The following is an 11,767-nucleotide window of genomic DNA, read 5'->3' as shown; positions in this document are numbered from 1 at the left end:
GGGGAGTACTAACCACCCGCCGCAGGAATCGACAACCGAGCCAGATGGACCCAGGAGCATTGGAGGTGCGAAGGTCATGAGCCCCGTTCCGCAGCCTCCCTTCCCTCCGGAACTGCTGGCCGACCTGCACGCGGGCAATATCGATCCCGAATTGGGCGCCCGGCTGTGGCCCGCGGTCCGGGAGGATCCCGAGGCCCGGCGCTACCTGGATTCCCTGGACGGTGTGCGCCGCTCGCTCGCCGGTCTGTCCGGATCCGCCGAAATCGTCCGCTCGATGCCGCCGGATATCGCCGCGCGGCTCGGAGACCTCGCCGAATCCCTGGGCCGCGAGGCCGCGGAACGGATCCCGCCCGCGGCCGCCCCGGTCGCGACTCACGAGGCCGGTCGTCCGTCCGGAGACCCGGTTGTGGGCACCTCGGGAATAGGCGCCCCACGGGCACAGGAAGCCACCGAAAACCCCGGTGCCGCACACGCTCCCGGGTCCGCCACCGCGGCGCCGATCCCGCTGGACAGCCGCCGGCGGCGCAGGCGGCTCGCGGGGACACTCGCCGCCGCGGCCCTGATAGCGATCGCCGCGGCCGCCGCCCTCGTCGGACTGCGCACCGGTGACGGTGGCGCACCACCGACCGCCGCACCCGTGCCGGGCGAAAACACCGGTCCGGGTGGCGAACTCGATACGGCGGTGGCGCTACGAGCCCTCGGCCGCAACGATGTCGGCGGGCGGCTCTCCGATCCCGCCGCGCTCGTCGCCTGCGTGCGTGCCGCCGGAATCGACCGCCCGGTGCTGGGCTCCACCCAGATGCGCTTCGAACGCCGCGACGATGCCGTGCTGATACTGGTCGGCGGGCGGGGCGGCGCCCAGATCACCGCACTGGTGGTCGGCCCCGGATGTGGCCCGGGCAACCCCGAGGTGCTGGCCACCACCGATATCGGCTGACACCGGGGCAAGCGGTTACCGGGGGAACAAAGCGCGTCTACCCTGTTGTTGACCGAAACGTCCCCGTTAGCTTCTCCGGAAGGGCCCCATGAGCACGCCAGTTCGCGACCTGATCATCGTCGGCTCCGGTCCGGCCGGCTATACCGCCGCCGTGTACGCCGCCCGCGCCGAGCTCCAGCCGCTGGTGTTCGAAGGCACTCAGTTCGGTGGCGCGCTGATGACCACCACCGAGGTGGAGAACTACCCGGGTTTCCGCGACGGCATCATGGGCCCCGATCTGATGGAACAGATGCGTGAGCAGGCAAAACGCTTCGGTGCCGAGATCCGCACCGAGGACGTGGACGCCATCGATCTCAGCGGTCCGGTGAAGAAGGTCACCGTCTCCGGCGATGTATACGAGGCGCACGCGGTGATCCTCGCCATGGGATCCGCGGCGCGTTACCTGAACGTCCCGGGTGAACAGGAACTGCTCGGCCGCGGCGTGAGCGCCTGCGCCACCTGCGACGGGTTCTTCTTCAAGGGCCAGGACATCGTGGTGGTCGGCGGCGGCGACTCGGCCATGGAGGAAGCGATCTTCCTCACCAAGTTCGCCTCCAGCGTCACCATCGTGCACCGGCGCGAGGAGTTCCGGGCCTCCCGCATCATGCTCGAACGCGCCAAGGCCAACGAGAAGATCCGTTTCCACACCAATGCCGAGGTGGCACAGGTGCACGGGGAGACCAGCGTCACCTCGCTGACGTTGCGCGACACCCGCACCGGCGAGACCTCCGAACTCGCGGCCACCGGCCTGTTCGTGGCCGTCGGTCACGATCCGCGCAGCGAGCTGGTCCGCGGCCAGGTCGAGGTGAACGACGAAGGCTATGTGCTGGTGCGCGATCCGGGCACCCAGACCACCGTCGAGGGCGTCTTCGCCGCCGGTGACCTGGTCGACCACACCTATATGCAGGCCATCACGGCCGCCGGCACCGGCTGCCGTGCCGCGATCGACGCCGAGCGCTGGCTCGCCGAAAAAGGCGATATCACCAGCAACACGCTGCCCCACGCCGACCATCCGGTCGCGGTGCCCGCAGCCAACTGACCCCCGCGCGCCGCAGGCGCGCCTCTCATAACGGGCAGAACTGCCACGTGGAGATCAAGGAGAACCGCCATGTCCGAGAGCACCAACACGGTCACCGTTACCGACAAATCCTTCGTCGACGCGGTACTGCAGAGCGAGAAGCCGGTGCTGGTCGACTTCTGGGCCACCTGGTGCGGACCGTGCAAGATGGTCGCCCCGGTGCTGGAGGAGATCGCGGGCACGCACGCCGAGAAACTCACCGTCGCCAAGCTCGATATCGACGCCAATCCCGATACCGCCCGCGATTACCAGGTGATGAGCGTGCCGACTATGATCCTGTTTGCCGGCGGCAAGCCGGTGAAGCAGATCGTCGGGGCCAAGGGCAAGGCCGCACTCCTGCGGGAAATCGAAGACGTTATCTGACGTCTCGAATAGGTCATCTGGCGGCCGTCACACGGCGACGCGCCGTAGTATGCCCTGACCATGATTGTCGAATCCCGGTCCGGGTCTGACAGAATCGACCACGCTCCGTCGTGCGAGGGTGTACGCCGTCGCATGAGTGGGTACCCGGGATTGACGGAAGGAAGGGCCCTCACGCATGCACCGACTTCGTCACGGCGACACCGGTCCAGCCGTAGCAGAGGTTCGGAGCACCCTGGCAAGTCTGGGGTTCCTGCACGCGCTCAATGGCGTGGACGCCGACGGCGCGGGTGAGTATTGGAAAGACACCGAAGCCACCTTCGATTATCAGCTCGACTCCGCGGTGCGTGCGTTCCAGCAGCACCGCGGATTGCTGGTGGACGGGGTGGTCGGTCCGGCCACCTACCGGGCGCTCAAAGAGGCGTCCTATCGGCTGGGCGCCCGGACTCTGATCTACCAGCTCTCCGCCCCCCTGTACGGCGACGATGTCGCCACGCTGCAGCGCCGGCTTCAGGACCTCGGCTTCTATGTGCACCGGGTCGACGGGTTCTTCGGACCGCATACCCACGAGGGGCTGACCTCGTTCCAGCGTGAGATCGGCCTGTCCGCCGACGGTATCTGCGGGCCGGACACCCTGCGTTCGCTCGAATTGCTCGGCGCCCGCGTCACCGGCGGTAACCCGCACCGGATCGCCGAAGAAGAAGTGGTTCACCGCGCCGGCCCCCAGCTCACCGGTAAACGTATCGTGATCGACCCGGGCCTCGGCGGGTCCGATCGAGGCCGTGCCGTACCCACCGAACTCGGCGATGTGTACGAAGCGGAGATCCTCTGGGATCTCGCCAGCCGGCTGGAAGGGCGGATGGCCGCCACCGGTATGGAGACCTTCCTGTCGCGTCCGTGGGGGAGCAACCCCACCGATGTGGAGCGCGCGGAAACCTCCAACGCCTTCGACGCGGATCTGATGATCTCGCTGCGCTGCGCCTCCAATTCCAGCCCGATGGCCAACGGTGTCGCCGGGTTCTATTTCGGTAATTCGCACGGTTCGGTATCGATGATCGGACAGGTGCTGGCCGGATTCATCCAGCGTGAAGTGGTGGCGCGGACCTCGCTGCAGGACTGCCGCACCCACCCGCGTACCTGGGATCTCCTACGGCTCACCAAGATGCCGACCGTCCAGGTGGATATCGGCTACGTCACCAACCAATACGATGCGTCCGTGCTGGCCAGCCCGCGGATGCGCGATGTGATCGCCGAGGCCATCCTGATCTCGGTGAAGCGGCTGTACCTGCTGGGCCAGGACGACCAGCCCACCGGTACCTACACTTTCGCCGAACTGCTGGCCGAGGAACTCGCCGCGGCCGACAGCCGCTAGCGATTTCCCCGGCCCCGCCGGTCGTTATCTCAGAAGGTCAGTACGCGGGTCGGCACGGTCATCGACGCGGCGGCGAGCAGTTGGTCGAGGGCGTGCTCGACGTCTTCTTTCCACCCGTGGTCGGAGTCGAGTTCCAGCCGCATCCGCGGGAAGCGGTGATGCGGTGCCACCACCTCGAACCCGACTTCTTCCAAGAAGTCGGCCTCGATCATGCAGTTCTCGGGGGTGCAGTCCAGCGACGAGCGGCGGGCGCCGCGATCCGGCACGCCGATCCGCTCCATCAGCCGCATGGTGCCGGTCGGTCGGTCCGAGAGCGCGGTGCTGGCCGGCGCGCCCCGTATCCCGAACGCCTCCAGTGCGCGGACACCGCGGCGGACCAGATCGGTGACCACGCCCTGAACCAGGCGGTAGGCGATATCGCCGTCGAGGTCCGGGAATTCCGTACCCAAAGTGGTCAGCAGAATCGCATCGGGACTCACCGGTGAGGTGGGGAACAGGCCGGCGCGTGGCACCACCCGCGGGGGCGCGTAGAGCGCGCAACCCACGGTTTTCTCGTCGATGGTGGCGAGTTGACCGCAGGAACCCCATTCGAGCATGACCGTCGAGATCCAGGCCTCCTTCTCGAAGACCGGATCGCTGAACTCACAGGAGTCGGCCGCCACCGCGGGGTCGATCTCCCAGAACACACAACGGCGGGCATGCGCCGGTAACCGACTGATGCCCTCCAGGGTTAGTCCCGTGACGCTGGTCGCCACCGCTCTGCTCAGCCTCCAGCTATCCGATTCGTCAATACTCACACCGCATCAAGGTTTTCTTGCAAGCAAGAATATGCGATCAAACCAACCCGCCTCATTTCGCGTCACTGTGGTCTTCGGTCGTGCCCTACACCGCGTGCAACCCCGCTGAACAATCACCGTCACAGTGACGTTTTCTCGTCGAGGGCCGGGTCACACCAACGACAGGCCGAATTTCAATTGTTGAGCGTGGTTTCCAGCATCAGGCTGACGATCCGCTCCAGATCGTCCACCGATCCGAACTCGACCACAATTTTGCCCTTCCGCTTGCCGAGACTCACCGAAACCTGCGTATCGAATGAGGACGACAACCGGTCGGCGACATCCTGGAGACCGGGGGAGTGGATCGGTGGCCGACGCGGTGTCGGCGGCTTGGCCGGCTCCTCCTCCCGGTTCGCCAGCTTCACCGCTTCTTCGGTGGACCGCACCGACAGACCCTCGGCGACGATTCGCGCGGCCAGCACCTCCTGTGAGTCCGCACCACCTTCGAGCCCGAGGAGCGCACGTGCGTGCCCCGCGGACAACACCCCCGCCGCGACCCGGCGCTGCACCGGAATCGGCAACTTGAGAAGCCGGATCATATTGGTCACCACCGGACGCGACCGGCCGAGCCGAGCCGCCAACTCCTCCTGGGTCACCCCGAACTCTTCGAGCAGCTGCTGATAGGCGGCCGCCTCTTCGAGGGGATTCAACTGGACGCGATGGATGTTCTCGAGGAGCGCATCGCGAAGCATCGCGTCATCGTTGGTCTCCCGGACAATGGCCGGGATGGCGTCGAGACCCGCCTCCTGGCAGGCCCGCCAGCGCCGCTCACCCATGATGAGCTGATAGCGGTCACTACCCGGTTCCAGCTCCCGGACCACGATCGGCTGCATAAGACCGAACTCGCGGATCGAATGTACGAGCTCGGCCAGAGCCTCGTCGTCGAAGTACTGACGGGGCTGCTTAGGATTCGGCTCGATCTTGTCGGGTGCGATCTCCCGATAGACCGCGTCACCGGCGGAGGTCAGCTCCGCGATCTCCGCCGGCTCGGGCATCTCGTGCAGATAGGTCGAGGCGGGACGAGGACCGGGATCCAATCCGATCACGGCATTGGCCGCCTCGGTGCCCAGACCGCCGGCCACCGGGGCCGGTCCCGTCGGGATCAATGCCGCCAGACCGCGCCCCAGTCCACCTTTTTTCGACTGACTCACCGGCCGACCCTTTCCCTTGCCCGCTTCCACAACCACGCCCGATCACACCCGATCCGATTACTCACTCCGCGCCGTCCGCGACGGCGGCATAGCGCGCCGCCCCACGTGCGGCCATCTCGCGCCCCGCGTCCAGGTAACTCATGGCACCCCGGGAACCCGGATCGTAGTCGAGCACGGTCATCCCGTAGCCCGGCGCTTCGGAAACCTTCACACTGCGCGGGATCACCGAGCGCAGCACCACATCGCCGAAATGACTGCGTACCTCCTCGGCGACCTGATCGGCCAGTTTGGTCCGGCCGTCATACATGGTGAGGACGACCGTGGACACATGCAGTTCCGGATTCAGATGCGACTGCACGAGTCCGATATTGCGGATCAACTGGCCCACGCCTTCGAGGGCGTAGTACTCGCACTGAATCGGGATCAGCACCTCGCGTGCCGCGACCATCGCGTTGATGGTGAGCAGCCCGAGGGACGGCGGGCAGTCGATCATGACGTAATCGATGTCGTAGCCCGCGATATTCGCTTCTTGGATGGCGCCCTTGAGCCGCGCTTCGCGCGCCACCATGGAGACCAGTTCGATTTCGGCGCCCGCCAGATCGATCGTCGCCGGGATGCAGAGCAGATTGTCGCTGTGCGGACTCTGCTGGATCGCGTCCTGGACCTTGATCTCGCCGATCAGCAATTCGTAGGTCGACGGAACACCGGAGTGATGCTCGACGCCGAGGGCGGTACTGGCATTGCCCTGCGGGTCCAGGTCGATCACGAGCACCTTCATGCCCTGATGCGCGAGGGCCGCGGCCAGATTCACCGTCGTCGTGGTCTTACCCACACCACCCTTCTGGTTGGCGACGGTGATGATGCGTTGCTCATGCGGTTTCGGCACTGTCACCTTTCCTGGATGCATTAGCTGGCTCGCACGGTGCGCCTCGGCGGCGATCGGCGTCTCTGACGGGGAGATATGACCGTACGGCGTACTCCCGAACGCCTCCGGGCCGATATTGCTGTTGTCCAGCATTCCCGGTACGCGTGATGTTTCCCGTGAAACATTCGCTGAACCGCTCGACATAGACCGCTCCTAACGCGAGAACTGCAAGATCACGTGGCCTGACGGACGCCGGCGTCGTGTAGTCGAAACCAGCCGGACCGGATCGAATCATGATCCACGACCAGGACCGCGGCGTCCGTGTTGACCGGGCGGCTTCGCACCGATGCGTGTCACGCGAAGCTACCTCCTCCGACGCTGACGCTGAGCCGCCAGTCGACCGGGCGGAGCGTCACCGCTGCGATACGAAGTTCCCTCCGTGGCACCGACGCTCACGCCCGACGGTGAATAGCTTGCCAGTCACGGACGGGATAGGAAAGCTGAATCGCTGTGACGCGCCCGCGACACGCTCAACTCTGTCGATTTCGTCCCGTGACACAGCTCCCGGAGACCTTCCGGCACCCGGATCGTATCGATGTTTCCCGTGAAACATCGATACGCGGCCCGTGCCGTTCTATGAGGCAGGACTCCGCGACACCGATGATCTTCGGCCCAGTAGGGGAGCGGCGCGGACCCACGCACGCGCGGCCCACGGAACCACAACGTGCCGGATCCGCCGTCCGGGCGACAATCCAGGGGCCTACCGAAAACGAACCGACCGGAAATTCGGAACCGCCGGATCCCCACGGCGACGATCACCGATCCGCGCGCGCCGCCGATGATCGACTCTGCGGCGACCGAACCGGCAGATCGCGATATCCCGGTCCGGTACCGGGTTCGGCGGAGCGCGGAGACCAACGAGGCTCCCGGCGATGTTTCCCGTGAAACATCGCCATCGCCGCCGCGTCCTTCAGGCGGATCAGGAGTCGTTCGATGCGCGCCCGGACTCCCGTCGCCGGCTCGAGACCGGCGGGACAGGAGTCAGCCCTTCCGTCGCTCCGCCCGGACAGTTCGCTTCTTGGATTTCTTCGACGGCCGTTCCGAACGCCGGAGCCGCTCCGCGGACAGTACGACCGTGGGGGTCGCGAGGATTTCCGCGCCACACGCCAGCACGCTGAAATTCCCGGCGCCCGTCCGCTCGACCGCTTCCCGATCACGTTCCAGCTCTTCGGTGACGCTGGAGCCTTTGAGCGCGAGCATATGTCCGTGGTCGCGCAGCAGGGGGAGCGACCACTCGGCCAGCTTCGCCAGGGGAGCCACCGCACGAGACGTCACCACATCGGCGCCACCGGCTTCGTGGATCACCCCGGGCTGTTCGGCCCGGCCGCGCACCACGGTGATATCGAGGCCGGCGTCGTCGATGAATTCCTTCAGGAACACGGTCCGGCGGAGCAGGGGTTCGACCAGAACGATCTCGAGATCGGGCCGGGCGAGGGCGAGGGGGATCCCGGGTAGCCCGGCACCGCTCCCGATATCGACGACGGAGGCGCCCTCACCGATCAGTTCGCCGATCACCGCACAGTTCAGGATGTGCCGCTCCCAGAGGCGCGGCACCTCGCGGGGACCGATGAGTCCGCGCTCCACTCCGGCGGTCGCCAGCGCATTCCAATATCGACGCGCCAGGCCCACGCGGTCACCGAATACGACCTCCGCCTCCGCCGGGGGGCGCGACTCCGGTGCCGCGGCCGCCGAGTCGCCGAGATCTGGTTTCACGTGAAACACCCTTCTATGTGATCGTTCGCGCCGGAGTGAACCGGCCACCCGGTAGGGGGTCAACCGTATCCGCTACACGCGGCAACCGGGACCGCCGCGCGCCGGACAGAGAAAGGGCCCGGGTCCATCGGACCCGAGCCCTATCCAACCACCGGCCGCATCCGGCCGGACAGCCGTCTCACTCCGGGATGACCACAACCCGGCGATTCGGCTCCACGCCTTCACTCTCGCTGGCCACTCCGTCGATCGCGGCGACGGCGTCGTGCACGATCTTGCGCTCGAACGGCGTCATCGGCGCGAGCTGCTCCGGGGATCCCGTCTGCAGGACCCGCTGCGCGGCCGCCGCGCCGAGTTCGCTCAGATCCGCCCGCCGCTTGGCCCGCCAGCCGGCGACATCGAGCATCAGCCGACTGCGCACGCCCGTCGACTGCTGCACCGCGAGCCGGGTGAGCTCCTGCAGCGCGTCGAGCACCTCACCACTGTGACCGACCAGCTTCGACAGATCCTTGCCACCGTCGATACTCACCACCGCGCGGTCGCCCTCGACATCGAGATCGATATCGCCGTCGAAGTCGAGCACATCCAGAAGCTGTTCGAGATAATCGCCGGCGATCTCGCCCTCTTCGATGAGCGCCTCTTCGGCATCGCTCACCGCGTCATCGGGATCGGCTTCCACCACGGTCGCGGATACGGTGGCGTCGCCGCCTTCGGTCTCGAGAGTCATATGTTTCCTTTTATCTGCTCGTCGGAACTCCGCCGGTGGGCCGGCCGGATCCCGATCACAAGGGGTCTCGGTAGGGGAGCGGTCAGCGCCGGCGCTTCTGATTGGCGCGGCCGCGGTTGCCGGGTCGCTTCTGACCACTCGACCTCCGCTGGCCCGACTGCTTACCGGCGGCCTTGGCGGGAGCCGAACCGTTGCTGCTCGCGGCGCCGTCCGCGGTGGAGTCGGTATCCGCTTCGTCGCCGGACTTCACCGCCGGCTTCTTCTTGGTATCGACCGGTTTCGCGCCGGGCTTCGGCGCGTTCTGCGACTGCTTCTCTTTACGCTCCAGCGCCTTGGCTTCTTCTTCCTTCGCCATGCGGCCGAAGACGAGATGCTGCTGGCCGTAGGTCCAGATGTTGTTGGACACCCAGTAGAGCAGGATGGCGATCGGCAGGAACGGACCACCGATCAGCACACCGAAGGGGAACACCCACAGCGCCAGCTTGTTCATGAGCGCGGCCTGCGGGTTGGCCGCGGCCTCGGGAGTCTGCCGGGCGACGGAAGCACGCGCGTTGAAGTGGGTGGCGATCGCGGCGATGACCATCAGCGGAATGGCGACCGCGGCGATACTGATCTTGCTGGGCACCCCGCCGTAGTCGGCGAAGGCCTGCAACTCGTCCACCGGTGCGGTGATGAAGGCCGAGATCGGGGCGCCGAAGATACGGGCACTCAGGAACGACTGCACATCGTCGGCGTTGAAGACGTAGTTCGGGGTGTGGGCGTTGGTATAGGGATCCATACCGAGCTGCCCGAATCCGTGGCCGGTCCGGTTGAACGACCGCAGCACGTGGAACAGACCGAGGAAGACCGGGACCTGCGCCAGGATCGGCAGGCAGCCCATGAGCGGGTTGAAGCCGTGGTCCTTCTGCAGCTTCTGCATCTCGGTCGCCATCTTCTGGCGGTCGTTCTTGTATTTCTTCTGCAGCTCCTTGATCTGAGGCTGCAGCTCCTGCATCTGCTTGGTGGTCCGGACCTGTCTCACGAAGGGCCGGTAGAGCACCAGGCGCAGCGTGAAGACGAGGAACACCACGGACAGCGCCCAGGACAGACCGTTGTCCGCTCCGAAGGCGAAGCCGAAGACCCGGTGCCAGAACCACAGGATCCAGGACACCGGATAGTAGATGAAATCGAGCACGGCTCTATGCACTCCCGTCGGTAGTGTCACCGATCACCGCGTGCGGTGATCCCTTACAAGCTTCGGTCCGCGGATCGTCGTGGTCGACGTTGCGCCGCCGCTCCGGTACGGGATCCCATCCACCAGGGTGCCAGGGTGCGCATTTGGCCAGCCGGGCGGCCGTCAGTCCGAGGCCGATCACCAGCCCCCGGGTGCGTAACGCGGTGACCGCGTACTCGCTGCAGGTGGGGGTGAATCGGCAGACCGGCATACGGGTGGGGGAGACATAGGTCCGGTACAGCTCGATGAGAAAGATCAGAATATTCGCGGGCCAGCGAGCGGGCGCGAGACGACGGCCGCGGGGGCTCATCGCGAGGTACCGGCTTCGGCGAGTGCGCCGGCGGGACGGGCGTCGAGCTTGCGGAGGCCGCTGCGCAACTGGCGACGGAGCTCGTCGCCGCAGGCGGTAGCGGAGCCCGGGAGTGCGCGAATCACGATATCCACTTCGGCGGGGACCTCCGCGATCAGTTCGGCGCAGATATGACGCAGGCGGCGGGCCACGCGGTGCCGTACGACCGCGGGACCCACCGCCTTGCTGACGATCAACCCGAAACGCGGGCCACCGAAACGGACCCCGAACTCACCCGCCTCGGGATCCGGCCGGTCGGCCAGTAGGTGGACGACCACATCCTGTTTTCCCGCGCGCCGGCCGCGGCGCACCGTCCGCGAGAAATCGGCACGGCGACGCAGCCGGTGCGGCTCAGGAAGCACCCGGAGATCCCGGGTAGGGGAGAACCGCCGGCCGGGCTGAACTACCGGCGGCGTGGGCCACGGGGTTCGGCGAACCGGGCATCGGGCACCGAATACGACGGGCGATCAGGCGGTGAGGGCGCCGCGGCCCTTGCGGCGCCGCGCGGAAACGATGGCGCGGCCCGCACGGGTCCGCATCCGGAGACGGAAACCGTGGACCCGCGCCCGACGACGGTTGTTCGGCTGGAACGTCCGCTTGCCCTTGGCCACGGTGAACACTCCTCGAATTGGTGGACGCCCGGCGGCGCCCGAAGCTTTTCAATGATTCTGGCGATGTCCCCTACTCGGCACCGCGGTCCTGGCGAACGGTCAGCACAGAACGGTCACCGCGCCGAGGGGTGACTGTACGAGGGTACTTATCCAGTTCTACCGGGTCAAACTCGCCCCCGTCGCGGCGATCCGCGCGACGGTCGCGCCGCGGGGCCGCGATTCATGAGCGGTGGCGATCATCACCGCGGGCCGGTCCGGTCCGCGAGAACGCAGGTCGTGCGCCCGCCACCGGGGCGTCCGCACCGCGCGACCAGAACGGCGGTACACGGAGATTGTGCACATCTGTGGATAATTGTGTGGAAATACCCTGTGAATGGCATATTCGTAGGGCCGACGGCGCCACGCCGCGGCCGGGAAATCGGGGATTCCCGGCAGCGCCCCTCGGGCGCCGTACCCGTC

At 66.7% G+C, this 11,767-nt stretch carries 13 protein-coding genes; 4 read left to right on the top strand and 9 right to left on the bottom strand.

What is annotated here, in order from left to right:
* The first annotated feature begins 76 nt into the window (after positions 1 to 76).
* The 4 genes from ACZ6SF_RS09275 (at position 77) to ACZ6SF_RS09260 (ending at position 3,786) form a co-directional block, all read left to right on the top strand.
* Positions 77 to 937, top strand: coding sequence for a hypothetical protein (locus tag ACZ6SF_RS09275; RefSeq protein ID WP_466061555.1), 861 nt, complete (start codon positions 77 to 79; stop codon positions 935 to 937).
* A gap of 88 nt (positions 938 to 1,025) precedes the next feature.
* The gene (gene trxB, locus ACZ6SF_RS09270; RefSeq protein WP_466061554.1) at positions 1,026 to 2,015 is read left to right on the top strand and encodes a thioredoxin-disulfide reductase; all 990 of its coding nucleotides are present in this window, start codon (positions 1,026 to 1,028) and stop codon (positions 2,013 to 2,015) included.
* A gap of 69 nt (positions 2,016 to 2,084) precedes the next feature.
* Positions 2,085 to 2,417 (top strand): thioredoxin, encoded by a 333-nt coding sequence (trxA, locus tag ACZ6SF_RS09265; RefSeq protein WP_466061553.1) that lies wholly within the window; start codon positions 2,085 to 2,087, stop codon positions 2,415 to 2,417.
* A gap of 175 nt (positions 2,418 to 2,592) precedes the next feature.
* A complete protein-coding gene (locus tag ACZ6SF_RS09260) occupies positions 2,593 to 3,786 on the top strand; it encodes an N-acetylmuramoyl-L-alanine amidase (RefSeq protein WP_466061552.1) in 1,194 nt (397 codons plus the stop codon).
* A 29-nt stretch (positions 3,787 to 3,815) separates the two neighbouring features.
* Here the strand turns inward: ACZ6SF_RS09260 and ACZ6SF_RS09255 are convergent, their stop codons facing one another.
* The 9 genes from ACZ6SF_RS09255 to rpmH all read right to left on the bottom strand — a co-directional run bounded on the left by ACZ6SF_RS09255 (position 3,816) and on the right by rpmH (position 11,308).
* On the bottom strand, positions 3,816 to 4,541 hold the full coding sequence (locus ACZ6SF_RS09255) for a GNAT family N-acetyltransferase (RefSeq protein ID WP_466062229.1): 726 nt from the start codon (positions 4,539 to 4,541) through the stop codon (positions 3,816 to 3,818).
* 215 nt (positions 4,542 to 4,756) lie between these two features.
* The gene (locus tag ACZ6SF_RS09250; protein WP_466061551.1) at positions 4,757 to 5,773 is read right to left on the bottom strand and encodes a ParB/RepB/Spo0J family partition protein; all 1,017 of its coding nucleotides are present in this window, start codon (positions 5,771 to 5,773) and stop codon (positions 4,757 to 4,759) included.
* A gap of 61 nt (positions 5,774 to 5,834) precedes the next feature.
* Complete coding sequence (locus tag ACZ6SF_RS09245) at positions 5,835 to 6,791, bottom strand: ParA family protein (protein WP_466062228.1); 957 nt, start codon at positions 6,789 to 6,791, stop codon at positions 5,835 to 5,837.
* An 888-nt stretch (positions 6,792 to 7,679) separates the two neighbouring features.
* The gene (gene rsmG / locus ACZ6SF_RS09240; protein WP_466061550.1) at positions 7,680 to 8,411 is read right to left on the bottom strand and encodes a 16S rRNA (guanine(527)-N(7))-methyltransferase RsmG; all 732 of its coding nucleotides are present in this window, start codon (positions 8,409 to 8,411) and stop codon (positions 7,680 to 7,682) included.
* Positions 8,412 to 8,589: 178 nt separating this feature from the next.
* Positions 8,590 to 9,135 (bottom strand): Jag family protein, encoded by a 546-nt coding sequence (locus tag ACZ6SF_RS09235; RefSeq protein WP_466061549.1) that lies wholly within the window; start codon positions 9,133 to 9,135, stop codon positions 8,590 to 8,592.
* An 82-nt stretch (positions 9,136 to 9,217) separates the two neighbouring features.
* The gene (yidC, locus tag ACZ6SF_RS09230) at positions 9,218 to 10,309 is read right to left on the bottom strand and encodes a membrane protein insertase YidC (protein ID WP_466061548.1); all 1,092 of its coding nucleotides are present in this window, start codon (positions 10,307 to 10,309) and stop codon (positions 9,218 to 9,220) included.
* A gap of 4 nt (positions 10,310 to 10,313) precedes the next feature.
* Entirely contained in the window at positions 10,314 to 10,658 is a 345-nt protein-coding gene (yidD, locus tag ACZ6SF_RS09225) for a membrane protein insertion efficiency factor YidD (protein ID WP_466061547.1), read from the bottom strand.
* Positions 10,655 to 11,059 (bottom strand): ribonuclease P protein component, encoded by a 405-nt coding sequence (gene rnpA / locus ACZ6SF_RS09220; protein ID WP_466061546.1) that lies wholly within the window; start codon positions 11,057 to 11,059, stop codon positions 10,655 to 10,657. The genes yidD and rnpA overlap by 4 nt, the downstream gene beginning before the upstream one ends.
* A gap of 105 nt (positions 11,060 to 11,164) precedes the next feature.
* Entirely contained in the window at positions 11,165 to 11,308 is a 144-nt protein-coding gene (gene rpmH, locus ACZ6SF_RS09215; RefSeq protein WP_163822445.1) for a 50S ribosomal protein L34, read from the bottom strand.
* Positions 11,309 to 11,767 lie beyond the last annotated feature (459 nt).

Source organism: Nocardia sp. NPDC049935 (genome assembly GCF_055586645.1).
This window is presented reverse-complemented; position numbering and strand designations above follow the sequence as displayed.